Source organism: Streptacidiphilus sp. MAP12-33, from assembly GCF_041261265.1.
GTDB lineage: Bacteria > Actinomycetota > Actinomycetes > Streptomycetales > Streptomycetaceae > Streptacidiphilus.
In genome coordinates, this window is the sequence record NZ_JBGCCA010000037.1 from 1 (window position 1) to 26,317 (window position 26,317).

Genomic DNA, 26,317 nt, shown 5'->3' on the forward strand with positions numbered 1-26,317 from the left:
ACCGTATCGGGACAGACGGCGGCGGCCGAAAGCACCGCGCACAGCAGCACCGCGTCCGCAGCCGGCGCCGACCCGCGCGAAGGCGCCCCGAGCGCGCCGAGCGCGACGGCGCCGGGGCGGGCGGTGGCCGGGGCAGGTGGCGGGCAGGCCACCGTTGCCCGGTTGCGGGCGGCCGAGCAGGCGGCGCATGCGGCCGTGGGTGGGTTGCGGGCGCTGGTGGCGGCGGAGCGGAGGTTCGAGGCCGTCGGGCACGAGGCGACGCGGGCGCAGCGGCAGTTCGAGGCGGCGGAGGAGGCGCGGGATGACGCCGCGTCCTGGCTGGCCCACTGGCCCGGCCGCAAGGCCGAGGCGCAGCGGGAGGTCGACGCCGCCCGCGAGGGCGCCTCGCGGCGGCAGGGCCTTCAGGAGCGGCTGGGCGCGGCCGAGCAGCGGGCCGAGGCCGCCGCGCGGCGCGACGCGCTGGGCGCCGAGCACGACGCGGCCCGCGAGCGGCACCACGGCCTGCGGGAGGACGCCCTCGACGCCCAACGGTCCTGGCTCGACCTCCAGCAGCGCCGGATCGACGGCATGGCCGCCGAACTCGCGGCTCGCCTGACGCCGGGCGCCGCGTGCGCCGTCTGCGGCGCGACGGAGCACCCAGCTCCGGCCGTCGCCGCACCGGACCAGGTGACGCCGGATCAGGAGCGGGCGGCGGAGGCCGCCTTCCGCACGCTGGAGCAGCGTGCCACCGACGCGGGCACGGAGGTCTCCCGGCTCGCCGAGGCGTCCTCCGCGGCGCGGGCCCGAGCCGGGGACGCCTCGCGGGCCGAGCTGCTGACGGAGGTCTCCGCCCTGCGCGCCGACCGGGACGCGGCCGAGCGCGCCGAGGCGGCGGCCGTCGCCGCCGCGCAGCGGCTGGACCGGCTGGAGCAGGAGCACGAGCGGCGCGGCGAGCGGCTGGCCTCGGCACAGACCGCCGCCGCGACCGCCGAGGCCGCCCTGGTCCGGCTGGCGGCCGAGCGCGTCGAGCTCGACGCCCGGCTGGCCGAGGCCCGCGCGGGCGCGCCCTCGGTCGCGTCCAGGATCGAGCAGCTGTCGCGCGAGGCCGCGGTGCTCGGCCGCGCGGCCGACGCGGTCCGCGGCGCCGACGCGGCGGCCGAGGCGGCCGAGGCGGCTCGGGCCGTCGCCGAACGGGAGTGCGCGGCGGCGGGCTTCGCGGACGTGGCCGCCGCCTGGGCGGCGGCCCTCTCGCCCGCCCGCGTGGAGCAGCTGCGCGAGGCCGTGTCGGGCCACGCGGAGCGGCTGGCCCGGGCCCGGGCCCTGGTGACCGATCCCGAGCTCACCGCCTCCGCCGCGCTGCCGACCGCCGACGTGCCGGGTGCCCGCGCGGCCGACGAGGTCGTGGAACAGGCGCTGCTGGAGGCGCACGCGGCCGAGCGGAGCGCCGCCGCGCGGGTCGCCGACCTGATCCGCCTGACAGCCCGTCTGGTGGACGACGTGGACCGGCTGCGCCCGTACGCGGCCGCGCTCACCACGGCGACGGAACTGTCCGCGCTGGTGGCCGGCACCAGCCGGAGCAACGAGCTGCGCATGTCCCTGGAGAACTACGTGCTCGCGGCCCGCCTGGAACAGGTCGCGGCGGCGGCGGGCGCGCGCCTGGAGGTCATGTCAGGCGGCCGCTACACCCTCGAACACACCGACGCGCGCGTCCGCGGCAACGCCCGCTCGGGGCTGGGCCTGCAGGTCCTGGACGCCTGGACGGGCCAGTACCGCGACACCTCGACGCTCTCGGGCGGGGAGAGCTTCTTCGCCTCGCTGGCCCTGGCCCTCGGCCTCGCGGACGTGGTGACGGACGAGGCGGGCGGCATGCCGCTGGACACCCTCTTCGTCGACGAGGGCTTCGGCTCGCTCGACCCGGACACCCTGGAGGAGGTCATGTCGGTGCTGGACTCGCTGCGCGAGCGGGACCGCGCGGTGGGCATCGTCAGCCACGTCGCGGAGCTGCGGGACCGGGTGCCGCAGCAACTGTCGGTCCGCAAGGCCCGTTCCGGCTCGACGCTGCGTCAGGACCATGCCTGAGGTCGGCTGACCTCGGACGCCCGCCCTCCGCCGGAGCCGCCGCCCGCGTAGCGGCTGCGGGCCAGGTCGAGGGCGGTGCGGGTCATCGTGTCGAAGGGGTCGGCGGTGCCCGCCGCGCGGCAGAGCACCTGGGCGCCCTCGAGCAGGGCCAGGAGCGTGGTCGCCAGGCCCGAGGCGTCCTCACCGGAGAGGCCGGAGGCGGCGAGGCGAGCGGTCAGGATGTCGCTCCAGGAGGCGAAGGCCGTGGCCGCGACCTCGCGCAGGGAGGTGGTCTCCGCGGGTTCGCCGGAGGCGACGGTCACCGCCGCGACCGCGCAGCCCGAGCCGGTCGCGGCGCACTCGACGACCGGGCGGATCAGGGCGAGAAAGGACTCGACGACCGCCACGGGGTCGTCCGCCGGGAGCGCGGCGAGGTTCTCGCGCACGTCCCGGCCGTTCCTGGCCGCCGCCTCGGCGACCAGCTGCCCCTTGCCGCCGGGAAAGTGGTGGTAGATCGCGCCGCGCGCCGCGCCGCTCTCGCGCAGCACCTCGGTGAAGGACATGCCGGCCACGCCGCGCCGCCGCAGCGCCTCGACGGTGGCCTCGATCATGCGGTCCCGGGTGTCCCCCGCCATCGGATCTCCTCTGCGGTCCGCTCCGTCGAGCTTGACTAGTACGCCCATCCTAGCCCACGCTGGAACGGCGCTAGGACGTACGTACTAGCTACCTCCAACCAAGGGGACCGTCATGCCCATCACCGTCACCGCCCCGCGCGGCGTGCTCACGCCCGCCGGCGAGCGCGAGATCCTGCCCCGCCTGACCGACGCCCTGGTCGAGGCCTCCGGGCTGACCGGCAACAAGACCTTCCTGTCCTTCGTCGGCGGCACCGTCCACGTGCTGCCGCCCGAGGACGTCTACGCCGGGGGCGTGAACCGCCCCGTCGTCATGGTCGAGCTGAAGCTGCCGAACATCGGCCTGCCCACCCCCGAGGCGCGCGCGGCCTTCATCCAGGCGGCCACCGCCGTCGTGGAGCAGCTGACCGGTCCGGGCCACGAGCGCGAGAACACCTGGGTCAACATCCTCAACGCCCCGGACGGCGCCTGGGGCATCGGCGGGCGACCGCTGACCGGCGAGCAGCTCATCGAGACGATCACCGCCGGGGCCTGACCGGAGGCCGCCCGACGGGGGGTGGTCCGGTCGCGGGCCGTGGGGCATGGTGGTGGACGTGCCGACTTCCGAGGGTTCCCAGGACCGGGCCACCACCGACTGGTGGCGAAGTGCCGTCATCTACCAGGTCTATCCACGCAGTTTCGCCGACGGGAACGGAGACGGGACGGGTGACGTCGCCGGCCTGCGGGCCCGTCTCGGACACCTCGCCGGGCTCGGCGTGGACGCGCTGTGGCTGTCGCCGTGGTACGTCTCGCCGCTGGCCGACGGCGGCTACGACGTGGCCGACTACCGCGACATCGACCCCGCCTTCGGCACCCTGGACGAGGCCGAGGCACTGATCCGCGAGGCCCACACGCTCGGCCTGCGGATCATCGTCGACCTCGTCCCGAACCACTGCTCCGAGCAGCATCCGTGGTTCCAGGCGGCGCTCACGGCCGGGCCGGGCGCGCCCGAGCGGGAGCTGTTCCACTTCCGCAGCGGACGCGGCGAGGACGGCGAACTGCCGCCCAACGACTGGCCCTCGCACTTCGGCGGTCCGGCCTGGAGCCGGACCGCCGACGGGGCCTGGTACCTGCACATGTTCGCCCCCGAGCAGCCGGACTGGAACTGGGACCACCCCGAGGTCCGCGCCGAGTTCCTCTCCGTCCTGCGCTTCTGGCTGGACCTGGGCGTGGACGGGTTCCGGATCGACGTCACCGACCACCTGGTCAAGGAGGACGGCCTGCCGGACGCCGCCGGTCACCACCACCGGCCCCACCCGTGGCGGGACCAGGAGGGCGTGCACGAGGTCTACCGCTCCTGGCGCAAGCTGCTGGACTCCTATCCGGGCGAGCGCGCCTTCGTCGCCGAGCTGTGGGAGACCGACCCGGAGCGGTTCGCCCGCTACCTGCGGCCCGACGAGCTGCACACCGCCTTCAACTTCCCCTTCCTGCGCTCCCCCTGGAACGCGGACGCGTTCCGCGAGGTGATCGACGCGACGCTGCACGCGCACGCGCTGGTCGGGGCGCCCGCGACCTGGGTGCTGTCCAACCACGACACCACCCGGCAGGTGACCCGCTACGGCCGCGCCGACAGCTCCTACGACTTCGACCGGGCCGCCCGCCACGGCCTGCCGGTGGACCTGGCGCTCGGCACCCACCGGGCCCGCGCCGCCGCGCTGCTGATGCTGGCCCTGCCGGGCAGCGCCTACGTCTACCAGGGCGACGAACTCGGCCTGTGGGAGATCGAGGACATCCCGGACGAGCTGCGGCAGGACCCGACCTGGGTGCGCAGCGGCGGCGTCGACCGGGGCCGGGACGGCTGCCGCGTGCCGTTGCCCTGGGAGGGCGAGGAGCAGCCGTTCGGCTTCAGCCCCGAACAGGCCTCGGCCGCGCCCTGGCTGGACGTCCAGCCGGACGCCTGGCGGGAGTTGACCGTCGCCGCGCAGAGCGGCGATCCGGCCTCGCACCTGGAGCTCTACCGCGAGGCGCTCGGGCTCCGACGCACACTGGCCGCGCTGGGCGACGGTCCGCTGGAGTGGCACGAGGCCGCGCCGGGCGTGCTGGACTTCTCCCGCCCCGTCGGCTTCCGCTGCGTGCTCAACCTCGGCACGGAGCCGGTCCGGCTCCCCACCGGTGAGCTGCTGCTGGCGAGCGGACCGCTCGCGGACGGTGCGCTGCCGCCGGACACCGCCGCCTGGCTGCGCGAGGCCTGAGACCCGCTCAGACAAGGAGGCCCCTGCCGCACGGGGGGACGGGAGGGGCCTCGCGTCTCATCCTACGAGCTGGAGGACCGTCAATCCGCCGAATGAGCACCAGGGATCAATGAGCCATCGATCGCTGGCAAGGTTGACGGTCCCATCCAACCTCCGCTACTTCGCGAGCCCGGCGCGCCGGAGCGCCTCGGCCATCTCGCTGTTGATCGCGCCACCGCCGCCGTCGCGCGGCGCCGGGGGACGCCGGTCGCCACCGCGCTGACCGCCCTGGCCGCCGCGCTGACCGCCTTGGCCCCCCTGACCGCGCTGGCCGCGCTGCTGCTGACCGCCGCCCTGACCCGCTTGGCCGCGCTGCTGCTGACCGCCGCCCTGACCGCCCTGACCGCTCTGCTGCTGGACCCCGCCCTGGCCCGCCTGGCCGCGCTGCTGGCCACCACGCTCGCCACGCTCGCGACGCGGCCCCCGCTCACCGCCGCCGGACCCGGCGCCGGAACCCGCCTGCGCCTCGTCGTCCAGACGCAGCGTCAGCGAGATGCGCTTGCGCGGGATGTCCACGTCCAGCACCTTCACGCGCACGATGTCGCCGGACTTCACGACCTCGCGCGGGTCCTTGACGAAGGTCTTGGACAGGGCCGAGACGTGGACCAGGCCGTCCTGGTGCACGCCGATGTCGACGAACGCGCCGAACGCGGCCACGTTGGTGACCGTGCCCTCCAGCACCATGCCGGGCTCCAGGTCGCCGAGCTTCTCGACACCCTCCTTGAACTCCGCCGTGCGGAAGGCCGGACGCGGGTCTCGGCCCGGCTTCTCCAGCTCGGCCAGGATGTCCTTGACCGTCGGCACACCGAAGGTGTCGTCGGCGAAGTCGCCCGGCTTGAGGGTGCGCAGCTTCGCGCTGTCGCCGATCAGCGTCTTCAGCTCGCCGCCGGTGGACGCCAGGATCCGGCGGACGACCGGATAGGCCTCGGGGTGGACGCTGGAGACGTCCAGCGGGTCGTCCCCGCCGGGGATCCGGAGGAAGCCCGCGCACTGCTCGAAGGCCTTCGGGCCCAGGCGTGCGACCTTCTTCAGCTCCTTGCGGCTGCGGAACGGACCGTTGGCGTCGCGGTGGGCGACGATGTTGTCGGCCAGCCCGGCGCCGATACCGGAGACGCGGGTCAGCAGCGGGGCCGAGGCGGTGTTCACGTCCACCCCGACGCCGTTGACGCAATCCTCCACCACGGCGTCCAGCGACCGCGACAGCTTGGTCTCGGAGACGTCGTGCTGGTACTGGCCGACACCGATCGACTTCGGGTCGATCTTGACGAGCTCGGCCAGCGGGTCCTGGAGCCGGCGGGCGATGGAGACTGCGCCGCGGATCACGACGTTGAGCTCGGGCAGCTCCTGCGAGGCGAACGCGGAGGCCGAGTAGACGGAGGCGCCGGCCTCGGAGACCACGGCCTTGGTCAGCTTCAGCTCCGGGTGACGCTTGATCAGGTCCAGCGCCAGCTTGTCCGTCTCGCGGGAGGCGGTGCCGTTGCCGATCGCGATCAGATCCACGCTGTGCTTCGCGCAGAGCTTGGCCAGCGTCGCGATGGCCTCGTCCCACTTGTTGGCCGGGACGTGCGGGTGGATCGTGTCGTGGGCGACGACCTTGCCGGTCGCGTCGACGACGGCCACCTTGACGCCGGTGCGGTAGCCCGGGTCCAGGCCCAGCGTGGCGCGGGCGCCGGCCGGCGCGGCGAGCAGCAGGTCGCGCAGGTTCGCGGCGAAGACGCGGACCGCCTCCTCCTCGGCCTCGGTGCGCAGCCGCAGCCGCAGGTCGATGCCGAGGTGGACCAGGACGCGGGTCCGCCAGGCCCAGCGCACGGTGTCCTGGAGCCACTTGTCGGCCGGACGACCGCGGTCGGCCACCTCGAAGCGGTTGGCGATCCGGGCCTCGTAGCCGCCCGGCGCCTCTGCGTCGGCCTCGTCGGCGTAGGGCTCCATGGTCAGCTCGAGCACGTCCTCCTTCTCGCCGCGCAGCATCGCGAGGACGCGGTGGGAGGGGAGCTTGACGTAGGGCTCGGCGAAGTCGAAGTAGTCGGCGAACTTGGCGCCGTCCTGCTCCTTGCCGTCACGCACCTTGGCCACCAGGCGGCCGCGGCCCCACATGCGCTCACGCAGGTCGCCGATCAGGTCGGCGTCCTCGGCGAAGCGCTCGACCAGGATCGAGCGGGCACCGTCGAGCGCGGCGGCGGCGTCGGCGACGTTCTCGCCGAGGTAGGCCGCGGCCTCCGCCTGCGGGTCGCGGGTCGGGTCGGCGAGCAGCGCCTCGGCGAGCGGCTCCAGTCCGTTCTCGCGGGCGATCTGCGCCTTGGTACGGCGCTTGGGCTTGTAGGGGAGGTAGATGTCCTCCAGGCGCGCCTTGGAGTCGGCAGCACGGATCTGCGCCTCCAGGGCCTCGTCCAGCTTGCCCTGGCTGCGGATCGACTCCAGGATCGCGGCCCGGCGCTCCTCCATCTCCCGCAGGTAGCGCAGGCGCTCCTCCAGGGTGCGCAGCTGGGCGTCGTCGAGCGAGCCGGTGACCTCCTTGCGGTACCGGGCGATGAAGGGGACGGTCGCCCCTCCGTCGAGCAGTTCCACGGCGGACTGCACCTGTGCGGGACGGACGCCGAGCTCCTCGGCGATGGTCTGCTCAATGGACAGAGTCACTCTTGGTTACCGCTCTCTCGCTGGATACGTGCGGCGCCATTCTGTCCCGGCGGGAGCGGGGAGGAAAACCACCGCGCGGTCGGGCGGGTCGCGGTGACAGGATCGCGCCATGGAGATCCGCGAAGCGACGGACGCCGACTGGGCGTCGATCTGGCCGTTCTTCCACAAGATCACGGCCGCCGGAGAGACCTTCACCTACCCGACGGATGTCGACGAGCCGACCGGCCGCGCGATGTGGATGGTCCGCCCGCCGGGCCGTGTCGTGGTGGCGGTCAACCGCTCCGGCGTGGTGCTGGGCACCGCGAACATGTACGCCAACAAGATGGGGCCGGGCGCGCACATCGCCAGCGGCAGCTTCATGGTCGACCCGGAGCACCAGGGCCGCGGCGTCGGCGGCGCCCTGTGCCGGTACCTGCTGGGGTGGTCGCGCGAGCAGGGCTTCCGCGGCGTTCAGTTCAACGCGGTGGCGGCGAGCAACACCCACGCGGTGCACCTCTACGAGTCCCTCGGCTTCGAGATCATGACGACGATCCCCGAGGGCTTCCACCACCCGACGTTGGGCTACGTCGGGCTGCACATCATGTACGTCAAACTGTAGGGAACAAACGAACGTGCGGGACTGGGATTCACTGACCCTCGCCGAGCAGACGCTGTTGCGCGGGGGCGCACGGAACGCGCTCCCCGCATGGTCACCGGAGCACTACTCGTACGTCCGCAGCCCGGAGGTGTCGACGCTCCACGGGCCGACGGCGATGCGGTCGCCGAAGGCGAAGGGCACGGCCTTGCGGTAGCGGATGCCGTCGGGTCCCTGCGACGGGTCGGAGTAGACGGTTCCGGCACCCTTGCGGGGGTCGACGACGAGGTAGAGGGGCACGCCCATCGCCGGGTAGTCCCGCGCCTTGACCTCGAGGTCGTTGCGCGGGTTGCCCGGCGAGACGACCTCGACGGCGAGCAGGACGACGCGGCTGCTGACCCGCGTGCCGACCGCGTCGACCTCGGACTCGGGAACCACCATCAGGTCCGGCACCTTGCGCAGGCCGGTCACCGGGTCCTCGGTGTCCGTGTCGGAGAAGGCCGCCACGCCCGGGTCCTGCTGCTCGATCTGGCGGCGAAGACGCAAGACGTTAACCCCGTGCTGCCCGCTGGGGCTCATCATCATGACGGTGACCTGGCCGTCGGTGATCTCGACCTTCCAGTGCTCCCGCTGTCGCGCGGCGACCTCGGTCAGCTCGTCCGCGACGGCACGCAACCGGGAGATCTCCTCCGGGGCAAACTGGGGGCGGTCATCGGTCATGCCCCAAAACTACAGAATCCCGGGTGTGGTGTCCGATCGGAGCGTGGGCGTTCGTAGTAAGGGTGAGAGGTCGCCCGCGAGGGGCGTCCGCACACAGCGGGAGACGATCCGAGATGCAGTACCTCCTGAACGTGATCCACGACAGCGCCGAGAACGCCACCGAGGCCGAGCAGGCCGCGATCGTGGTGTTCAACCAGCGGATGAAGGCCGAGGGCTACTGGGTCTTCGCCGGGGGCCTCGGGGTGACCGACAACGCGACGGTGGTCGACAACCGCGGCGAGGAGCCGCTGGTCACCGACGGGCCGTTCGTGGAGTCCAAGGAGTACGTGGTGGGGTTCTGGATCATCGAGGCGCCCGACCTCGACGTCGCGCTCCGGCTGGCCACCGAGGGGTCGAAGGCGTGCCACCGCAAGGTCGAGGTCCGGCCGTTCCTGTGACGGTCCAGGAGGCTGTCGCGCGGGCCCACCGGGAGGAGTGGGCCCGGATCGTCGCCGCGCTGACGCGGCGCTTCGGGGACCTCGACGTGGCCGAGGAGGCCGCCGCCGAGGCGTTCGCGACGGCGGTGGAGCGGTGGGCGGAGGACGGCGTGCCGCCGAACCCGGGGGCCTGGCTGACCACCACCGCGCAGCGCAAGGCCATCGACCGGATCCGGCGCGAGAGCAGGCGCGAGGCCAAGCAGCAGGAGGCCGGGATGGCCGGGATGTGGCAGGACGCACCGCCCGAGCCGGTCGGCGCCGTCGAGGACGAACGGCTGCGGCTGGTCTTCACCTGCTGCCATCCCGCGCTCGCGCCGGACGCCCGCGTCGCGCTGACGCTGCGCATGCTCGGCGGGCTGACGGTGGCCGAGATCGCGCGGGCGTTCCTGGTGCAGGAGAGCGCGATGGCGCGGCGGATCACTCGCGCGAAGGCGAAGATCAAGGCGGCGCGGATCCCCTACCGGGTGCCGGCCGCGGAGGATCTCCCGGCGCGTGTCGCCGGAGTCCTCACCGTGCTGTTCCTGGTCTTCAACGAGGGCTACCTCGCCACGGGCCCCGACACCGACCCGGTCCGCCAGGACCTGACCGCGGAGGCGATCCGGCTCACCCGCCTGCTCCGCGCGCTGCTCCCAAAGGACGGCGAGGTGGCGGGCCTGCTCGCGCTGATGCTGCTCACGGAGGCCCGCCGCACGGCAAGAGTCGCGCCGAGCGGCGAGCTGGTCGCCCTGGACGAGCAGGACCGCGCAGCCTGGGACGCGGATCTGATCGCGGAGGGGCACCAGCTCGTCCGCGAGCGCCTGGCCACCGGCGCCGCACCCGGCCGCTACCAGCTCCTCGCGGCGATCAACGCCGTGCACACCTCCGCCCGCGACTTCCTGGACACCGACTGGTCGCAGGTCGTGGCCCTCTACGACCAGCTGGTGCGGCTGGACCGCTCACCGGTGGTCGCCCTCAACCGGGCCATCGCGCTGGGCGAGCTCGACGGCCCGGCGGTGGCGTTGGCGTGCGTCGACCGGCTCGCGCAGCCGCTCGACGGCTACCACGCCTTCCACGCTGCCCGCGCCGAGCTGTTGCGGCGGCTCGGCCGGGCCGCGCAGTCGCGGGCGGCCTACGACCGGGCGATCGATCTGGCGGGCAACGCCGCCGAGACCGCCGCGTTGGTCCGCCGCCGGGAGCTACCGGGCGGCTAGCGGGGCACGACCGCGAGCTGGCGGGACTGGGCGACCATGCGGTCGTTGGAGTCCCAGATCTCGCAGTCCTCCTCCAGGAAGCCCCCGGCGAGGTTGCGGGTGGAGTGGACGATCCGGAGCCAGCCGGAGGCCGGGACGGCGCGGACGTGGACGGTGAGCTCGACCGTCGGGGTCCAGCCGTAGAGGCCGAGGTCGAAGGTGGTCGGCGGGAGGGCGTCGACGGCGAAGAGCAACAGCAGCGGGTCGGGCTCGTGGCCGTCGGCCATGCGCAGCCAGCCCTGGATCTTCCCCTCGCCGGACGGCTTGCCGAGCGCCCAGCCGACGTAGGCCGGATCGAGGCGCAGGTCCAGGCGGTGCAGCAACTCCGCGGAGGCGAGGAACTGCGGCGGGGCGGCGTCGGTGCCGATGCACTGCTCGACTGGAGGCAGCTGCGGCGGCTTCGCGCTGGTGCGCACGGACTCGTCGGCGCGGGAGGGGTCGCCGTAGCTCGCCAGCACGCGCAGGCGTTCGACGCTGCTGCCGTCGTCCGCTGTCTGCCACAGCGTCGCGGCGCCGGTGGAGAGCGTGCGTCCGCTGCGGATCTGCTCGACGTGGACCTCGGCGGGACCGGCGGTGGAGGGCGAGACGTAGTAGCCGCTGAGCGAGACGGGCTGCGGGTGGCCGGCGGCCTCGCCGAGGTGGTCCCCGAGCGCCCGGCCGACCAGGGAGAGCAGCAGGCCGCCGTTGATGCCGCCACCGATGCGCCAGCCCGCGTCCAGTTCGGCGTCGTAGACGCCGGGCACGCCCGCGCGTCGGGCGACCGCGGTGCCCTGCTCGAACTCGGTCATGCTGTACTCCCGACTTGAACCACAACGACTCTGACCACTGTCATAAGTTACTTAACGGTAGTTAAGCGCAATCGTTCTTCCAACGTCAAGGCGCATCTGCTACCACCTCGGCATGGTGGATTTCAGCGCGTACGCACTGGACAAGCGGATCGCCGTCGTCACCGGCGCGGGCAGCGGCATCGGACGGGCGACGGCGGAGGTGCTCGCCGCCGCCGGGGCACACGTCGTCTGCGCGGACGTCGACGGCGCCGCCGCCGAACGCACCGCCGCCGAGATCGACGGCACCCCGGCCCACGTGGACGTGGCCCGGCGCGACCAGGTCGTCGAGCTGATCACGGGGACCGCGCAGCGGCACGGCCGGCTCGACATCCTGTGCAACATCGCCGGGATCATCCGCACCGGCCTCGTCGTCGACGTGCCCGAGGAGGACCTGGACGCGGTCTGGGCGGTGAACTTCAAAGGCACCTTCCACGCCTGCCAGGCGGCCGCGCGGATCATGTGCACCCAAGGGAGAGGGGCCATCGTCAACACCGCGTCCGGAGCGGTGGACAGCGCGACGCCGGAGATCATGAGCTACAGCGTCTCCAAGGCGGCCGTCGTCCAGCTGACGAAGAACCTCGCCGCCGAGGTCGGCCGCTACGGGGTGCGGGTCAACGCGGTGGCACCGGGGTTGGTGCGCACCGCGATGACCTCGCGTCACTACCTGCTGCCCGACGGCAGCATCGACGAGGCCGCCCGCGCCGCCGCGGAGAAGCCACTGAAGCGGATGTCCCCGCTCGGCATGATCGGCGAGCCCGAGGACATCGCGCACGCCGTCCACTACCTGGTCAGCGATGCCGCCCGGTTCGTGACCGGGCAGATCCTGCGTCCCAACGGCGGCGTGGCGATGCCCTGGTGAGGCCCTTGCGGGACGACTACCGCCCGCGCAGCTCGCGGTAGCGGGTGGCGAGAGAGGCGGTGGAGGAGTCCAGCGCGTCCAGGCCGGTGCCCTCGACGAGCGAGGGCTCGATCCGCTTGGCCAGCACCTTGCCGAGCTCGACGCCCCACTGGTCGAAGGAGTCGATGTTCCAGATGGCGCCCTGGACGAACACCTTGTGCTCGTAGAGGGCGACCAGCTGGCCCAGCACGGACGGGGTCAGCTCGCCGGCCAGGATGGTGGTGGTGGGGTGATTGCCCTTGAAGGTCTTGTGCGGCACCAGCTCCTCGGCGACGCCCTCGGCGCGCACCTCCTCCGGCGTCTTGCCGAAGGCCAGCGCCTGGCCCTGGGCGAACAGGTTCGCCATCAGCAGGTCGTGCTGGGCGCGCAGGCCGGGCGCGAGTTCGGCGACCGGCCGCGCGAAGCCGATCAGGTCCGCCGGGATCACCTTGGTGCCCTGGTGCAGCAGCTGGTAGTAGGCGTGCTGACCGTTGGTACCGGGGGTGCCCCAGACCACCGGACCGGTCTGCCACTGGACCGGCTGCCCGTCGCGCTGCACCGACTTGCCGTTGGACTCCATGTCCAGCTGCTGCAGGTAGGCGGTGAACTTGGACAGGTAGTGCGAGTACGGCAGGACGGCGTGCGCCTGCGCGTCGAAGAACGCGCCGTACCAGAGGCCGAGCAGGCCCAGCAGCAACGGCACGTTCTGCTCCGGCGGCGCGGTGCGGAAGTGCTCGTCGACCAGGCGGAAGCCGGCCAGCATCTCCTCGAACGCCTCCGGCCCGATGGCGATCATCAGGGAGAGGCCGATCGCGGAGTCGTAGGAGTAGCGGCCGCCGACCCAGTCCCAGAACTCGAACATGTTGGCCACGTCGATGCCGAACTTCGCCACCTCGGTGGCGTTGGTCGACAGCGCGACGAAGTGCTTGGCCACCGCCTCCTGCCCGGCGCCGAGCTGCTCCAGCAGCCAGGTGCGGGCACTGGTGGCGTTGGTGACGGTCTCGATGGTGGTGAACGTCTTCGAGGCGACGATGAACAGGGTCTCGGCGGCGTCCAGGTCCCGCACGGCCTCGTGCAGGTCCGCGCCGTCGACGTTGGACACGAACCGCACCGTCAGATCGCGGTCGGTGAAGCTGCGCAGCACCTCGTAGGCCATGGCCGGGCCGAGGTCCGAGCCGCCGATGCCGATGTTGACGACGTTGCGGATCCGCCGGCCGGTGTGACCGGTCCACTCTCCGGAGCGGATGCGGCGCGAGAAGTCCGCCATCTTGTCGAGCACGGCGTGGACTTCGGGCACGACGTTGACGCCGTCCACCTCGACCACGGCGCCGCGCGGCGCGCGCAGCGCGGTGTGCAGCACGGCGCGGTCCTCGGTGATGTTGATCTTCTCGCCGCGGAACATGGCGTCGCGCAGCGCCGCCACCCCGCGCACCTCGGCGAGCTTGCGCAGCAGCGTCAGCGTCTCGTCGGTCACCAGGTGCTTGGAGTAGTCGACGTAGAGGTCACCCACCTGGAGGGTGTACGACTCGCCGCGCTTGGGGTCCTCGGCGAACAGCGAACGCAGGTGCGTCTCCCCCAACTCCGCGCGGTGCGCGGCGAGAGCCGCCCACTCGGGCAGCTGGTCCAGACGGGTTCCCTGGGTCATCACGCGTCCTTCCAACACCGGCCCGCCCTCACGGACCGTTTCGTCAGGGACGAGCCTATGCCTTCTGATGAAACGGCAGGTGGCGCCAGCCCAGGGCGAGGAGAAGTCGCACGATCCAGGGGCGCGGGGCTCTGCCGATATGCGGCTCCTCCCCCAGCCTTCGGCCGGGCGGTGCCCCCTGCGTGGGCGCGAGCAACCCACCGCAGGCGGATGGCCCTGTCCGCTCGGGATCCCAAGGCCGCGGGAGGGGTCCCCCCGGCCGGAGGCCGGGGGATTGTCGCGCACGCAGTTCATCGAGCAGAGCCGCGCGCCCCTGGCACTACCGCGCGGCTGCGGTCAGCGGGAGCGAGAGGCGGATCTTGTAGCCGCCGTCCGCCGTGGGGCCGGCGGCGAGGGTGCCGCCCAGCAACGCGGCGCGTTCGCGGAGGCCGATGATGCCGTGGCCGCCGCCCGGGAGGGTCAGCTGGGGGTCGCCGTCGAGCGGGCCGGTCGGCGGGGCCGCGTTGGTGACGGCGACGCGCAGGCAGTCCTCCCGGAGCTCGATCCGGACGTTGGTCTCCGCGCCCGGCGCGTGCTTGCGAGCGTTGGTCAGGGCCTCCTGGACCGTGCGGTAGGCGGCCCGCTCGATCGGCTCCGGCAGGAGCGGGAGCGAGTCCTGGCAGTAGCCGACGACGTCGAGCTCCGCGCCCGCCTCGGACTCCGCGACCAGGCGCGGCAGGTCGGCGAGGCGCGGCTGCGGGGCGAGCTCGGTGGGGCCGGCGCCGGCCGCGCGCAGCACGAGGATCATGCTGCGCAGTTCCTCCAGCGTGGCGACGGCCAGGCCGCGCATCGTGCCCGCGACCTCCCGCACGCCCGGGTCCTTCGCGGTGACCTGGAGCGCTCCCGCCTGGACGGCTATCAGGCCGGCCTGGTGGGAGACCACGTCGTGCATCTCGCGCGCGATCCGCGCGCGCTCGCGGGCGATCACGGTCTGCGCGTGCAGCTCGCGCTCATGGTCACGCAGCGTGGCCAGCTCGGTGATCCGGGCCCGCAGCGCCTCGCGTGTCTGCATCAGCAGGGCCAGGGCGGCCGGGCCGATGGACAGCATGATCGCGTAGATGAGCTGCTGGAAGTCGTCGCTCCAGGACCGGGTCAGCTCCTTGCTGATCGGCCAGGGCAGGTAGAGCCCGATGCCGACCACTCCGGCCGCGAACCAGGCCTGCCACGGCACCCGTCGCGCCCTGGCCACGGTGTAGACGGCGACCATCGCGGCCACCATGGCGTCACCCGCGTACAGACCCGTCAGGGTGCCCATCAGGACGAGCCTGGGGTACCGGCGGCGCAGCAGCAGGACCGAGCAGGCGACCATCGAGGCCCAGAAGGTCCAGTCCTTCTTGCCCGGATAGTTGAGGCCCGCGTCGACGAACGCCGCCGCGGTGAGCACCAGGGTGATCAGCGCGTCGCGGACCCGCTTGGGCAAGCGGAGCACCAGGGCCCGGACCCAGCGGCCGAACCGGCCCGCGGCGAGCACGACCGGTGTGGCGATCCGGCATCCGAGCCGCCGCACCGCCCGTACCGGAGCCCACTGGCGGACGGACTCCCTCACGCGCCGGTCTCCTCGAGCAGCCCCGCGCGCTCGGCCAGCACCGCGGCCTGGATGCGGTTGGTGACGCCCAGCTTGGTCAGGACGGCGCTGACATAGTCCTTCACGGTCGCGGCACCCAGGTGCATCCGGGCGCCGATCTCGACGTTGGACAGGCCACGGCCGAGGAAAGCGAGGACCTGGCGCTCGCGCTCGGTCAGGGTGTCCACCGCCGCGGCGGCGGGGTGGTCGGCCTGGCGGCGGTTCTGGCCCAGGCGGCGCAGCACGGGGGTGGACAGGCAGCCGGCGCCGGTCGCGACGGCCCGCACGGACCTGGCGAGCACGTCCGGCTCGGTGTCCTTGAGCAGGAAGCCGCTGGCGCCCAGGCGCAGCGCCTGGTCGAGGTACTCGTCGGTGTCGAAGGTGGTGAGCATGGCGACGTACGGGGGCGCGGGCAGATCGCGGATGCGGCGCAGCAGGGTGAGGCCGTCGACGTCGGGCATGCGGATGTCCAGCAGGACGACGTCCGGTTGGAGACGGCGTACCTCGGCCACCGCCTCGACGCCGGAACAGGTGCCGACGACGTCGATGTCCGGCGCGTTGCCGAGAATCATGGCCAGGCCCGAGCGGATCAGAGCCTCATCATCGACGATCATGGCCCGGATGGGACCGCTGGGACCGCTCGCTTGCGTTGGAACCACGCGCCCGTTTCCTACCTGTGTGTTCCGTCATGCGCCAAGCGCACCTCGCGCGACCGTACCTCAGGGCACAACCTTATGAAAATCGAACCCCCGATCGGAGGGCTTGCACCCACCTACCGGGGGTGACGACAGCGGTTCGGGTACGACCATGATGGCCGGACCGCACGGCAACGTGCCTGGTGGCGGGCACCACGGGGGGGTGCCCGACCATCACGGCCGGGGGCGGACCGCTTCAGCGGAGGCGATATTTCCGCTTTTTCATGATTTTCTTCGCGCTCAGCCGTTCCCCTGGTATTCCGGGGACATTTCCGCTCGGCGTCGCCCGAACAGGTTTCCCGCCCACACCAGCAGCGCGCCCACCGCCAGGAAGGCGAGCGTGATCAGCAGCGAGGAGACCATCACGTGCGCGTACCCCTTCTCGCGCGGGTCAAGGAAGGGATAGGGGTACCAGTGGACGATCGGACCGCGGACCAGCGTGTAGGGCAGGTAGAGCAGCGGGAAGGCCAGCCACCACAGCGCCCGCGTCCACAGGACCGGCCGTCTCGGCGGCACCGCCAGCCAGTCGATGAAGATCACCACCGGCATCAGCCGGTGGACGACGTCGTTGACCCACGGGATCGTCCCCAGCGCCTCGTACTGCGCGAGCGCGATCGTGTAGACGATGCCGGTGATCGCCATGTAGAGCGTCACCGCACCGCGCAGCAGATCCGGGACGCCGCGCCCGCCCACCATCCCGAGCACGCCGCCGACCAGCAGCACCAGGGTCATCGAGCAGTTGCTGAGGATGGTGAAGTAGCTGAAGAAGTTGGCGAGCGAGCGCCCTTCCGACGCTGAGTGGTAGGCCTGCACCCCGAGCGCCACCGCGGTGAACGCGCCGAAGGCGAAACGGATCGCACCGACCACACCGGGCGTCGCCCGATCGAGTGAGGACTTCATCGGCGCCGCGTTCCCCTTTCCGGTACCGGCGGCGGGGAACCGCCGGTGATCTTCTGATCATCATGTCCGAGAGACGAGGCGAAACGGGCGAGGCGGGGGCGACGACATGCGGTGGTGGCACTGGACGGCGCGCAGGTCGGCGATGCCCGCGCTGGCACTCGCCCTGGTCCTGCTGCCCCTCGGCCAGCTGTGGGCGGCCGGCGCCGGGCGGGAGGCGCCGACCCGCACGCAGGGACGGGACGCCGTCTGGCTCGGCCACGCCTGGGTCGACGGCCGCCGCAGCGAGGCCGACGCGGTGGCGCTGCTGCGCCGCCTGGGCGGCGCGGGCACCGGTCACGGCGTGCGCGACCTCTACGTCCACGTCGGCCCCACCCGCGAGGACGGCTCCCTCGATCCCGCGCTCGCGCCGCGCGCGGCCTGGGTGATCGCCACCTTCCACCGGCTCGCGCCGGGCGTGCGGGTGCAGGCCTGGCTGGGCGACGTCGTCGCCTCCGAGGGTCCGTACGGCCTGGACCTCGCCCGGCCGACGACCCGCGACCACCTGGTCGCCGCCTCCGCCTCCCTGCTCGCGCTCGGCTTCGACGGCATCAACCTCGACACGGAACCGGTCCACTCCGGGGACGCGGGCTACCTCGCCCTCCTCGACCGCCTGCACGCGCTGACGTGCGCCGACGGCCGCGTCCTGTCCGTCGCCGTCCCGCAGACGGACCCCCTGCCGCCGCTGCGGCTCCTGGCGCTGGCGCTGACCGGCCACCCGAAGTGGTGGTCGCGCGACTACCTGGCCGCGGTGGCCGCGCGTGTCGACCAGATCGACGTGATGGCCTACGACAGCGGCATGCCGCTGCCCTCGCTGTTCTCCGGCTACCTCGCCCAGCAGACCAGCCTGGCCCTGGCCACGGCCCCGCCCACGGTCGACGTCCTGATGGGCCTGCCCGCCTACCGCGAGGACAACCTCGGCCACCACGCGGACGCCGAGACCATCCCGGCCGCGCTCAGCGGCATCCGCGCCGGCCTCGCCGCCTCCCCCCTCCACGGCCGCCCCTTCGGGGTCGCCCTCTACGCCGACTTCTCGGCGTCCGAAGCCGACTGGACCGCCTACCGGGAGGGGTGGGGGTAGGGCCCGCCCAGGGCCTGGGCCCGGCCGCCGGCCGATGAGCGCGAGCCCGACCGCGCCCAGCACCGCGACGCCCTGACGTCCCCGCCGTCGCCGGGCTGGGCGAGGTCGCGAAGCGGCTGGTGGTCTGCCTCGGGTTCGGCGTCGACGCCCACCACGGCGTCAACCACTCGCTGGTGCTGGAGAACCTCGCCGCCCTAGATCAGCGCGGTGATCGATGAGTTCCGCGACACCCTCCCCGCGTTGCGACCGCCCCGGGCCTTTCCGCACTGACGGGTCACCGGGTGCGGAACGCGGGCGGGAACAGCTCCGACGGCGGGCGGCGCCGGTAGTCACGGTCCGCGTAGGCGTCCCGCATGCGGTCGAAGTAGGCCTGCGCGCGGGAGAGCGCGGCGGCCTCGTCGTGGCCGGGGATGACGCGGTCGCGCATCACCGTGCGGCCATTGACCACGACGGTCGTGACGTTCGCGCCGGTGCAGTGCGCCAGCAGGGTGCGGATCGGGTCCTCGACCGGGCCGGTGCGCGGGTCGCCGAGGTCGACGACGACCAGGTCGGCCAAAGCGCCCGGGGCGAGGCGGCCCAGGTCCGGGCGGCCGAGGGCCCGGGCGCCGCCGAGGGTGGCCGCGCGGTAGTAGTCGGCGGCCGCGCCCGCGTCGAGACGGCCGGTGACCAGCTTGGCGAGGTGGCTGCCGTCGTCCATGTTGCGGATCATGTCGGGCGGGAAGGAGTCCGTGCCGAGCGCGACGGTGACACCCGCCGCGCGGTACCGGTCGACGTCCTCCAGTGCGGCACCGTAGCGGAGCATCGTACGCGGGCAGTGCACGATCCCGGCGATCCGCGCCAGCGCGGCCAACTCCCCCGCGTAGGGCGCGTCCAGCTGGCTGTGGCCGCCGATGTGGATCGCGTGCGGGATCAGCAGGCGCGGCCCGAGCAGCCCGGTGTCCTCCAGCAGCTGGAGCGCGGTGCAGCCGTGATGTTCGATCAGGAGCCGTCGCTCCGACGGGTCCTGGAGGCAGTGCAGCCGGACCAGGCAGTCCAGCTCCTCGGCTGCGCGGGCGGTGGCCCGCATCAGCTCGGGCGACAACGTCTCGATCCGGCACGGCAGGAGCGCGCCGCGCACCAGGCCGCCGTAGGCGCCGTCGACGTCGCGGGCGAAGCGCACGGCCTCGGCGAGCCCGTGCTCGCCGAGCGCGGGCTGCCACCACATCCCGGGCGTGCCCTCGGCGTCGACGACCGGGACGCCCGAGCGGTAGCTCGGGCCCAGGTACATGCGCAGGCCGAGCCGTCCGGCGATCTCCGCGACGCCGGCCAGCTCCTCGTAGGTCTCGGCCCACGCGCCGTGCGTCTCGGCGGCGATCGGCATCGCCGTGGTGACGCCGTTGCGGATCAGCTGGGTGAGGGCGTACTCGCGCATGGCGAGGGTCTCCTCCAGCGGGAAGACGGCCCGGCGCCGGTCGCGGGCGTACTCCAGCGACCACTCCAGGCCGCGCCCGTCGGCGTGCCAGGTGTCCAGGATCGCGTGGTCGATGTCGGCGAGGGCGTCCAGGTCGACGAACCCGGGGCCGACCACCGCCTGCCCCGCGTCGATCACCTGGTCGGCCTCACCGGCCCAGCCGCGGCCGACGAACTCGATCCGCTCGTCCCGGTAGACGACCTGGCCGTCGCGGTGCACGACGTGGTCGCTCCCGTCGAAGCCGATCACGTAGGCCGCGGTGACGAGAGTCCTCACGCGGGCCTCCGCGTCGGCTTCCAGCCCGGTCGCGGCACGGCCGCCCGCAGCTGCCGGGTGTACTCCTGCTGCGGGGCCGCGAGCAGCGCGGGGGTGGGGCCCTGTTCGACGACGCGGCCGTTCCTCATCACCACGGCCCGGTCGCTGATCTGGTGGACCACGGCCAGGTCGTGGGAGATGAAGACGTAGCTGCTGCCGCCGCGCTCGCGGATGTCGGCGAGCAGGTTGAGGATCTGCGCCTGGATGGAGACGTCCAGCGCGGCGACCGCCTCGTCCAGCACCAGCACCCGCGGCTCGACGGCGAGGGCGCGGGCGATGGCGACGCGCTGCCGCTGCCCGCCGGAGAGTTGCCGGGGCAGCATGGCGGCGTGCCGCTCCGCGAGGCCGACCGAGTCGAGCAGATCGAGCATGCGGCGGTGCCGCTCGGCCGGCGTGCGGTCGAAGTGCAGCGCGAGGCTGGTCTCGACGACGTCGCCCACCCGCTGACGCTTGTCCAGCGAGGAGTAGGGGTCCTGGAAGACGATCTGGATCTCCCGGGCCCTGCGGCGCCGTTCCGCGCCGGAGGGCTTCCGGGCGGTCCGCTCCCGGCCGCAGACGGTGATGGTCCCACCGGACGGGGTCTCCAGGCCGACGAGCATCCGGGCGACGGTGGTCTTGCCCGAGCCGGACTCGCCGACGATCGCGAGCGACTCCCCCTCCTCCAGCGCGAACGAGACGTCGTCGACGGCGACCGCCTCTCCGAAGACCTTGCGCAGGCCGGTGGCCTCGATCACCATGTCAGCTCCTCGACTCGGAGGCAGGCGACGGCGGCGCCGTCCACCTCCCGGACGGCGGGGGTCTGCCGCGTGCACGCGGGCTGGGCGTACTCGCAGCGCGGCGCGAACGCGCAGCCCGGCTCGGCCTCGAAGGCCGCCACCGGGCGGCCGGGGATGACCGGCAGCCGGTGCGCGATCTCGTCGATGCTCGGCCGGGAGCGCAGCAGCCCGGCCGCGTAGGGGTGGCGCGGACGCTCGGTCAGCGCCTCGGCCGGCTGGGTCTCCACTATCCGCCCGGCGTACATGACGGCGAGGCGGTCGCAGGTGGCGGCGGCCAGCTCCAGGTCGTGGGTGATCAGCAGCAGGGCCGTGCCGCGGGCGCGGCGCGCCTCCTCCAGGATGGCCATGACCTCGGACTGGGCGGTGACGTCCAGGGCGGTGGTCGGCTCGTCGGCGAGGATCAGGTCCGGCTCGACGGCGAGCACCGAGGCGATCATCACGCGTTGCAGCAGGCCGCCGGAGAGCTCGTGCGGGTACTGCCGCAGCCGCCGCTCGCCGTCGGGGATGCCGACGTCGGCCAGCAGCCGCACCGCCCGCAGGCGGGCGTCGCGCGGGGCGACGCCGAGGTTGGCGATCATCGCCTCGGTGAGGAAGTCGCCGACGCTTCGGACCGGGTTGATGTGGGCGCGGGGGTCCTGGAAGACCATGGCGATGCGGCGGGTGCGCAGCTCGCGCAACCTGCGGCCGGAGATCCCGGTGACCGGCTCGCCGTCGAAGACGATCCGCCCGGTGGTCCGGGCCTTCGTCGGGGTGAGCCCGATGATCGCGCGGGCGGTCATCGACTTGCCGGAACCCGACTCCCCCACCAGCCCGACCGCCTCGCCCTGGCCGATCGTCAGATCGACCTGCTCGACGAGCGTGCGCCAGCCCTTCTCGTACGGGACGGCCAGGCCGAACCCGTCCAGCTCGATGAGACTCATCGCCCTTCCTCCCCGAGCCTGTCGCCGAGCACGTTGCCCGCGGCGACCACCACGGCGATCAGCAGGCCGGCACTCAGTGCCTCCAGCGGCTGGCCGCGCATCGCGCTGTCCAGCCCGCTCTTGACCATCAACCCCCAGTCGGCCGTCGGTGGTTGCACGCCCAGACCGAGGAAGGAGACCGCCGCCTGGTCGATCACCGCGAAGCCGAACGCGGAGACCGCCTGCGCCACGATCAGCGGGGTGAGGTTCGGCAGCAGGTGCCGCGCGCAGATGGCGAAGGCCGAGCGGCCCTGCACCCACGCGGCGGCGACGTACGGCAGGTTCCGCTCCCGCAGCGCCGCGCTGCGCAGCACCCGGGCCACGAACGGCGTGTAGGCGACCGTCAGGCCGAGCACCACCGCGGGCAGGCCGGGGCCCAGCACAGCGACGGTGACCAGCGCGAAGACGATGCTCGGCACCGCGAACAGCACGTCCAGGCCGCGGGAGACGACGGCGTCGACCTTGCCGCCGCACCAGGCGGCGAGGATGGCGAGCGTCCCGCCCACGGCGGTGGAGCAGACGATGACCAGCAGCGGACCGAGCAGCGTGGTCCGGGCGCCCCAGATCACGCGGGAGAGCACGTCCCGGCCGACCGCGTCGCCGCCGAGCCAGTGGGTGGGCGAGGCGGGGCCGAGGGCGTTGAACAGGTCCGGCAGGTCCGGGTCGTAGGGGGCGATCACGGGCGCCAGCAGCGCTGCCGCCGCGAGCACCACCAGCAGGCCGACGGCGATCCGCTGGGCGGGCGAGCGCAGCGCCGCGGGCAACCGGGGCAGTCTCAGCCTTCCTGGCAGAGCAGGGGAACTCATGGCGCCATCCTGGGGTCGAGGAACGAGTAGCAGAGGTCGACCACGAGGTTGACCAGCACGAACGCGGCCACCAGTACCAGCACGACGGCCTGCACCACGGCCATGTCGCGCTGGAGGATCGCGCGGACGAAGAGGGAGCCGATGCCGTCCAGCCCGAAGACGTCCTCGACCACGACCGAGCCGGCCAGCAGCCCGGCGATGGTCAGGCCGGTCACCGTGGTGATCGGGACGGCGGCGTTGCGCAGCACGTGGCGGCGGACGACACGACCCTCGGCGAGCCCGCGGCTGCGGGCCGTCTCCACGTGTTCGCGGCCGAGTTCGGCGCGGACCGAGGCGCGGGTGATCCGGGCCAGGTAGGCGCCGTTGCCGAGGGCGAGGGTGAGGGCGGGCAGGGTGAGGTGGTAGAGCCGGTCGCCCAGGCCGCTGCCCGCCCCGAAGACCGGGAACCAGCCGAGGTCGTTGGCGAAGACGACGACCAGCACCACACCGACCAGGAACGCCGGGGTGGCCAGGAAGACGGAGGAGGCGAGGCTGATCGCCGCGTCGGTCCTGCCCCCGCGCAGCGCGCCGACGGTTCCGGCGGTGACGCCGCCGAGCACGATCAGCACGGCCGCGTAGGCCACCAGCGTCAGGGTGGTCGTGGTGCGGGCGCCGATCAGGCTCGCGACGCTCTGCTTGTAGACCAGGGAGCTGCCGAGGTTGCCCGTCAGCGCGCCGGAGAGCCAGTGGTAGTAGCGGACCAGGAACGGGTCGTCGAGGTGGTACTGGTGACGGATCGCCGCGATCTGCTCGGGCGTGCCGCTGTGGTTGCCGAGCAGGAACGCCATCGGGCCGCCGGGGACGAGGTAGAGCATCCCGTAGACCAGGAAGGACGCCACCAGCAGGACCACGGCCAGTCCGGCCAGCCGTCGCAGCAACGACTTCACGGGGCCCCTCACTTGGCACCCAGCCCGGCGGCCCAGGGGTAGTACAGGTACGAGAACGACGGCACCGCGCCGGTGATCCGGTTGTCCATGTAGAGGATGACCGGCAGGTTGTTCAGCGGCATCCACACCGTGTCTCGGGTGACCGCCGACTGGACGCCCACGACGAGACCCGCTCGCTTGACCGGGTCGGCCTCGGCCCGTGCCTGCTGCACGGCGGCGTCGACGCCGCGGTAGTCGCTGAAGTTGTTCGGGCCGCCCGCGGTGAAGACGGTGTAGACGTCCAGCGGGTCGGGCACGTTGCCGTACCAGGTGGAGAGGAAGGCGTCGATGCCCTCGCGGGCCTTGGGGTCGTTGTAGAGGTTGCCGTACTGCTCGACGGGGATGACCTTGATGTCGATGTGCAGGCCGAGCGCCTCGCCCGTCGCCTTGATCAGCTCACCGGTCTGCTCGTGCACGGCCGAGCTGCCCTGGACGCCGATGGTGATGGTCCCGGTCGGCGAACCCGCCGCGTTCAGCAACTGCTTGGCCTTGGCCATGTCCGGGGTCAGGCTCGGCAGCGCGTCGTAGGCCTTGCTGTAGACGTCCTTGGCGTAACCCCAGGAGTCCGGGCCCGCGATGGCGCGCTGCGGGGCGGCGATGCCCTGGAAGACGACCTTGGAGATCCCGGCGCGGTCCAGTGCCAGCGACAGCGCCTCGCGGACCCGCGGGTCGGCGTAAGGGCCGGTCGTCGCCGAGCTGAGCAGCGCCCAGAAGGTGAGCGAGCGGCCGAGGGTGACCGTCCCGGTCTTCGACTGCTGGAGCTGGGAGAGGGCGGCCGGCGGCAGGTAGAAGTACTCGCCGTCGATCTCGCCGGAGCGCAGCGCGTTGACGGCCGTGGTCTCGTCGGCGATGAAGCGGAAGGTGATCTGCTTCGACTTCGCCTTGAGCGCCGGGTCCCAGTAGTGGTCGTTGCGGGTGATGGTGAGCGAGTCGCCGGAGTGCCAGCTGCCGAACTCGAACGGCCCCGTGCACATGACGCCCTTGGACGGCGTGCCGAGGTCCCTGCCCGCCCGCTGCGCCTGGGCCTTCTCCACGATCGCGCCGGCGGCGGTGGCCATGATCTGGTTGAACAGCACGTCAGGGCGCGTGAGCGTCACGGTGACCTGGAGCGGGCCGGTCACCTGGACCGACTTCACGTTCTTGACGTACTCGCCCCAGTAGGTGCCGAGGGAGGGGTCGAGGTGCCGGTTCAGGCTGTAGGCCACGTCGGCGGCGGTCAGCGGGGTGCCGTCCCAGAACGTCACACCCGGGCGGATGGTGTAGACCCAGGTGGTAGGGGTGGGGTTCTCGGCCTTGGTGGCGAGACCGGGCTCGATCCTGAAATCCGGGGTGAGCCGCAGCAGGCTCTCGCAGAGGTTCGCGAGCACGGTGTTCTCGGCGTAGTTGTACGAGTGGATCGGGTCGAGGCTCTGCGGCTCGTAGGGCAGGTTCCAGGTGATGGAGGCCAGGCCCTTGGTGGCGGCCGCGGTGGTGGTCCGCAGGTCGAGCACGGCGGGGGCGGCCGAGCCGACGGGGGTGGTGCCGCAGGCGCTGAGCAGCAGGGCGAGTCCGGCCAGGGCGGTCGTGCGAGTAGTCGTGCGGGTGGTCGTGCGTCTCCTGGGGTCAGAGCTCATGCGGGGGTCCTTTCGAGGAGCCGGCCGTCGCGGGCGACGACGCGGCCGCCGTGGACGACGACGGCGGGAAGCGGCCGGTCGACGACGGCCTGGGGGAGGGAGTCGGCGGCGAGGAGCACGAAGTCGGCGGGGGCGCCGGGCAGCAGGGTGCTGGGCTCCAGGCCGAGGAGCGCGGCGCCGCCGTCGGCGGCGAGGCGGTAGCAGGCCTCGAGTTCCGCGTCGGTGCGGGCGTCCGTGCGGTAGGCGAGCAGGTGGGCGCGGGCGATCATGTCGCCGTCGCCGAACGGGGTCCACGGGTCGCGGACGCCGTCCGACCCGAGCGCGACCCGGACCCCGGCAGCGGTCAGCTGCGGGAACGGGACGACGGGTTCGGCGCCGAGGGCGCAGGTGGCGAGCGCCACCTGCGCCTCGGCCAGCAGGTCGGCGAGCTGGGTCAGGGTGTCCGGCCCGCAGTCGGCGAGGGCGAAGGCGTGGCTGACGGTCACCCGGCCCTGGAGGCCGAGCGCGCGGGTGCGGCGGGCGATCTCGGCGATCTGGTCCAGGCCCGGCGCGCCGCCGTCGTGCAGGTGGATGTCGAGCGGCTTGCCGGCGCGTTCGGCCAGGCCGAAGAGCAGGTCGAGCTGCCCGTCCCGGTCGCGGTCGATGCCGACCGGGTCGAGCCCGCCGAGCACGTCCGCCCCCTCGTCCAGAGCCTTGGCCAGCAGCTCGGCCGTGCCCGGCGCGGTCAGCACGCCGAGCTGGGGGAAGGCGACGGTCTGCACGTGCAGCAGGTCCGTGCGGGCGTCCGCCGCCTCGCGCACGCCGTGGACGTTGGCGAGGCCGTAGGCCGGTGCCACGTCGACGTGCGCCCGCCAGGCGCGGGTGCCGCGGGCGACAGCGTGGTCCATCAGGGCCCCGGCCCGCCGGGCGACCGGGATCATCGCGGAGCGCGCGGTGACGTCGTAGGCGATGAGGGCGCGCAGGTCGTCGGCCGGTTCGCGGCTGAGCCAGCGGTCGCCCCAGGTGGACTTGTCGGGGTGGATGTGGGCGTCGACGGGCGCGGGCAGCGCGAGCAGTCCCGTCCCGTCCACGACCTCGGCGTCTGCGGCCCGGGCGCCCGCCGGATCGGCGTGGGCGACGCGTCCGTCGCGAACGAGGAGGTCGCGCGGAGCCGCGCCGAACGGGCGGACACCGGTGAACAGGACGGAGTTCATCTGG

General features: G+C 73.1%; 23 protein-coding genes. 8 read left to right on the forward strand and 15 right to left on the reverse strand.

Annotated features, from left to right (window positions below; genetic code table 11):
- On the forward strand, positions 1–2,058 hold a 2,058-nt coding region (locus tag ABH931_RS30845; protein ID WP_370120511.1), incomplete at its 5' end, for an SbcC/MukB-like Walker B domain-containing protein.
- On the opposite strand, the gene ABH931_RS30850 is transcribed toward ABH931_RS30845, so the two are convergent.
- Positions 2,043–2,672, reverse strand: coding sequence for a TetR/AcrR family transcriptional regulator (locus tag ABH931_RS30850; RefSeq protein ID WP_370120514.1), 630 nt, complete (start codon positions 2,670–2,672; stop codon positions 2,043–2,045). The two genes, ABH931_RS30845 and ABH931_RS30850, sit on opposite strands and share 16 nt — an antisense overlap.
- 112 nt (positions 2,673–2,784) lie before the next feature.
- On the opposite strand from ABH931_RS30850, the gene ABH931_RS30855 reads away from it, so the two are divergent.
- Together ABH931_RS30855 and ABH931_RS30860 are read left to right on the forward strand one after the other, a co-directional pair.
- A complete protein-coding gene (locus ABH931_RS30855; protein WP_370120517.1) occupies positions 2,785–3,204 on the forward strand; it encodes a 4-oxalocrotonate tautomerase family protein in 420 nt (139 codons plus the stop codon).
- A gap of 46 nt (positions 3,205–3,250) precedes the next feature.
- Entirely contained in the window at positions 3,251–4,900 is a 1,650-nt protein-coding gene (locus ABH931_RS30860) for a glycoside hydrolase family 13 protein (RefSeq protein ID WP_370120519.1), read from the forward strand.
- A 156-nt stretch (positions 4,901–5,056) separates the two neighbouring features.
- On the opposite strand, the gene ABH931_RS30865 is transcribed toward ABH931_RS30860, so the two are convergent.
- A complete protein-coding gene (locus tag ABH931_RS30865; protein ID WP_370120522.1) occupies positions 5,057–7,573 on the reverse strand; it encodes a Tex family protein in 2,517 nt (838 codons plus the stop codon).
- Between the two features lie 109 nt (positions 7,574–7,682).
- Here ABH931_RS30865 and ABH931_RS30870 point away from each other — a divergent pair, with 109 nt between their 5' ends.
- On the forward strand, positions 7,683–8,171 hold the full coding sequence (locus ABH931_RS30870) for an N-acetyltransferase family protein (protein WP_370120525.1): 489 nt from the start codon (positions 7,683–7,685) through the stop codon (positions 8,169–8,171).
- A 102-nt stretch (positions 8,172–8,273) separates the two neighbouring features.
- Here the strand turns inward: ABH931_RS30870 and ABH931_RS30875 are convergent, their stop codons facing one another.
- Positions 8,274–8,867 carry a Uma2 family endonuclease gene (locus ABH931_RS30875; RefSeq protein WP_370120528.1) on the reverse strand — a complete coding sequence of 198 codons (594 nt, stop codon included), beginning with the start codon at positions 8,865–8,867 and terminating at the stop codon, positions 8,274–8,276.
- Between the two features lie 113 nt (positions 8,868–8,980).
- Here ABH931_RS30875 and ABH931_RS30880 point away from each other — a divergent pair, with 113 nt between their 5' ends.
- Together ABH931_RS30880 and ABH931_RS30885 are read left to right on the forward strand one after the other, a co-directional pair.
- Positions 8,981–9,304, forward strand: a complete 324-nt coding sequence (locus ABH931_RS30880; protein ID WP_370120531.1) for a YciI family protein — start codon at positions 8,981–8,983, stop codon at positions 9,302–9,304.
- Positions 9,301–10,533 carry an RNA polymerase sigma factor gene (locus tag ABH931_RS30885; protein ID WP_370120534.1) on the forward strand — a complete coding sequence of 411 codons (1,233 nt, stop codon included), beginning with the start codon at positions 9,301–9,303 and terminating at the stop codon, positions 10,531–10,533. Before ABH931_RS30880 ends, ABH931_RS30885 begins: the two co-directional genes overlap by 4 nt.
- Here ABH931_RS30885 and ABH931_RS30890 read toward each other — a convergent pair.
- The gene (locus tag ABH931_RS30890; protein ID WP_370120537.1) at positions 10,530–11,360 is read right to left on the reverse strand and encodes a thioesterase family protein; all 831 of its coding nucleotides are present in this window, start codon (positions 11,358–11,360) and stop codon (positions 10,530–10,532) included. The genes ABH931_RS30885 and ABH931_RS30890 overlap by 4 nt on opposite strands.
- A 112-nt stretch (positions 11,361–11,472) precedes the next feature.
- Here ABH931_RS30890 and ABH931_RS30895 point away from each other — a divergent pair, with 112 nt between their 5' ends.
- Positions 11,473–12,258: an SDR family NAD(P)-dependent oxidoreductase gene (locus ABH931_RS30895; RefSeq protein WP_370120540.1), complete on the forward strand. Its 786-nt coding sequence runs from the start codon at positions 11,473–11,475 to the stop codon at positions 12,256–12,258.
- A gap of 16 nt (positions 12,259–12,274) precedes the next feature.
- Here the strand turns inward: ABH931_RS30895 and pgi are convergent, their stop codons facing one another.
- The 4 genes from pgi to ABH931_RS30915 all read right to left on the reverse strand — a co-directional run bounded on the left by pgi (position 12,275) and on the right by ABH931_RS30915 (position 17,119).
- Positions 12,275–13,921: a glucose-6-phosphate isomerase gene (gene pgi / locus ABH931_RS30900; RefSeq protein WP_370120543.1), complete on the reverse strand. Its 1,647-nt coding sequence runs from the start codon at positions 13,919–13,921 to the stop codon at positions 12,275–12,277.
- 319 nt (positions 13,922–14,240) lie between these two features.
- Positions 14,241–15,506, reverse strand: coding sequence for a sensor histidine kinase (locus ABH931_RS30905; RefSeq protein WP_370120546.1), 1,266 nt, complete (start codon positions 15,504–15,506; stop codon positions 14,241–14,243).
- On the reverse strand, positions 15,503–16,138 hold the full coding sequence (locus ABH931_RS30910) for a response regulator (RefSeq protein WP_370120549.1): 636 nt from the start codon (positions 16,136–16,138) through the stop codon (positions 15,503–15,505). Before ABH931_RS30910 ends, ABH931_RS30905 begins: the two co-directional genes overlap by 4 nt.
- 321 nt (positions 16,139–16,459) lie before the next feature.
- The gene (locus ABH931_RS30915; protein WP_370120552.1) at positions 16,460–17,119 is read right to left on the reverse strand and encodes a Pr6Pr family membrane protein; all 660 of its coding nucleotides are present in this window, start codon (positions 17,117–17,119) and stop codon (positions 16,460–16,462) included.
- Positions 17,120–17,261: 142 nt separating this feature from the next.
- Here ABH931_RS30915 and ABH931_RS30920 point away from each other — a divergent pair, with 142 nt between their 5' ends.
- Entirely contained in the window at positions 17,262–18,236 is a 975-nt protein-coding gene (locus ABH931_RS30920) for a glycosyl hydrolase family 18 protein (RefSeq protein WP_370120555.1), read from the forward strand.
- Positions 18,237–18,510: 274 nt separating this feature from the next.
- Here ABH931_RS30920 and ABH931_RS30925 read toward each other — a convergent pair whose 3' ends face one another.
- The 7 genes from ABH931_RS30925 to ABH931_RS30955 are packed head-to-tail and all read right to left on the reverse strand — an operon-like array spanning position 18,511 to position 26,313.
- Complete coding sequence (locus ABH931_RS30925) at positions 18,511–19,962, reverse strand: chlorohydrolase family protein (RefSeq protein WP_370120557.1); 1,452 nt, start codon at positions 19,960–19,962, stop codon at positions 18,511–18,513.
- Positions 19,959–20,738 (reverse strand): ABC transporter ATP-binding protein, encoded by a 780-nt coding sequence (locus ABH931_RS30930; RefSeq protein WP_370120560.1) that lies wholly within the window; start codon positions 20,736–20,738, stop codon positions 19,959–19,961. Before ABH931_RS30930 ends, ABH931_RS30925 begins: the two co-directional genes overlap by 4 nt.
- Entirely contained in the window at positions 20,732–21,697 is a 966-nt protein-coding gene (locus ABH931_RS30935; protein WP_370120563.1) for an ABC transporter ATP-binding protein, read from the reverse strand. Before ABH931_RS30935 ends, ABH931_RS30930 begins: the two co-directional genes overlap by 7 nt.
- On the reverse strand, positions 21,694–22,542 hold the full coding sequence (locus ABH931_RS30940) for an ABC transporter permease (RefSeq protein ID WP_370120566.1): 849 nt from the start codon (positions 22,540–22,542) through the stop codon (positions 21,694–21,696). Before ABH931_RS30940 ends, ABH931_RS30935 begins: the two co-directional genes overlap by 4 nt.
- Positions 22,539–23,468: an ABC transporter permease gene (locus ABH931_RS30945; protein ID WP_370120569.1), complete on the reverse strand. Its 930-nt coding sequence runs from the start codon at positions 23,466–23,468 to the stop codon at positions 22,539–22,541. Before ABH931_RS30945 ends, ABH931_RS30940 begins: the two co-directional genes overlap by 4 nt.
- A gap of 8 nt (positions 23,469–23,476) precedes the next feature.
- Complete coding sequence (locus tag ABH931_RS30950; protein ID WP_370120571.1) at positions 23,477–25,120, reverse strand: ABC transporter substrate-binding protein; 1,644 nt, start codon at positions 25,118–25,120, stop codon at positions 23,477–23,479.
- Positions 25,117–26,313, reverse strand: coding sequence for an amidohydrolase (locus ABH931_RS30955; RefSeq protein ID WP_370120574.1), 1,197 nt, complete (start codon positions 26,311–26,313; stop codon positions 25,117–25,119). Before ABH931_RS30955 ends, ABH931_RS30950 begins: the two co-directional genes overlap by 4 nt.
- Between the last annotated feature and the right edge of the window lie 4 nt (positions 26,314–26,317).

Bases quoted from the DNA above. Each gene is read 5' to 3' on its own strand.
- ABH931_RS30870 (WP_370120525.1), top strand. From the start codon at position 7,683: ATGGAGATCCGCGAAGCGACGGACGCCGACTGGGCGTCGATCTGGCCG.
- ABH931_RS30895 (WP_370120540.1), top strand. From the start codon at position 11,473: ATGGTGGATTTCAGCGCGTACGCACTGGACAAGCGGATCGCCGTCGTC.
- ABH931_RS30930 (WP_370120560.1), bottom strand. From the start codon at position 20,738: ATGGTGATCGAGGCCACCGGCCTGCGCAAGGTCTTCGGAGAGGCGGTC.
- ABH931_RS30855 (WP_370120517.1), top strand. From the start codon at position 2,785: ATGCCCATCACCGTCACCGCCCCGCGCGGCGTGCTCACGCCCGCCGGC.
- ABH931_RS30860 (WP_370120519.1), top strand. From the start codon at position 3,251: ATGGTGGTGGACGTGCCGACTTCCGAGGGTTCCCAGGACCGGGCCACC.
- ABH931_RS30890 (WP_370120537.1), bottom strand. From the start codon at position 11,360: ATGACCGAGTTCGAGCAGGGCACCGCGGTCGCCCGACGCGCGGGCGTG.
- ABH931_RS30950 (WP_370120571.1), bottom strand. From the start codon at position 25,120: ATGAGCTCTGACCCCAGGAGACGCACGACCACCCGCACGACTACTCGC.
- ABH931_RS30920 (WP_370120555.1), top strand. From the start codon at position 17,262: ATGCCCGCGCTGGCACTCGCCCTGGTCCTGCTGCCCCTCGGCCAGCTG.
- ABH931_RS30910 (WP_370120549.1), bottom strand. From the start codon at position 16,138: ATGATCGTCGATGATGAGGCTCTGATCCGCTCGGGCCTGGCCATGATT.
- ABH931_RS30875 (WP_370120528.1), bottom strand. From the start codon at position 8,867: ATGACCGATGACCGCCCCCAGTTTGCCCCGGAGGAGATCTCCCGGTTG.
- ABH931_RS30955 (WP_370120574.1), bottom strand. From the start codon at position 26,313: ATGAACTCCGTCCTGTTCACCGGTGTCCGCCCGTTCGGCGCGGCTCCG.
- pgi (WP_370120543.1), bottom strand. From the start codon at position 13,921: ATGACCCAGGGAACCCGTCTGGACCAGCTGCCCGAGTGGGCGGCTCTC.
- ABH931_RS30880 (WP_370120531.1), top strand. From the start codon at position 8,981: ATGCAGTACCTCCTGAACGTGATCCACGACAGCGCCGAGAACGCCACC.
- ABH931_RS30850 (WP_370120514.1), bottom strand. From the start codon at position 2,672: ATGGCGGGGGACACCCGGGACCGCATGATCGAGGCCACCGTCGAGGCG.
- ABH931_RS30915 (WP_370120552.1), bottom strand. From the start codon at position 17,119: ATGAAGTCCTCACTCGATCGGGCGACGCCCGGTGTGGTCGGTGCGATC.
- ABH931_RS30940 (WP_370120566.1), bottom strand. From the start codon at position 22,542: ATGAGTTCCCCTGCTCTGCCAGGAAGGCTGAGACTGCCCCGGTTGCCC.
- ABH931_RS30935 (WP_370120563.1), bottom strand. From the start codon at position 21,697: ATGAGTCTCATCGAGCTGGACGGGTTCGGCCTGGCCGTCCCGTACGAG.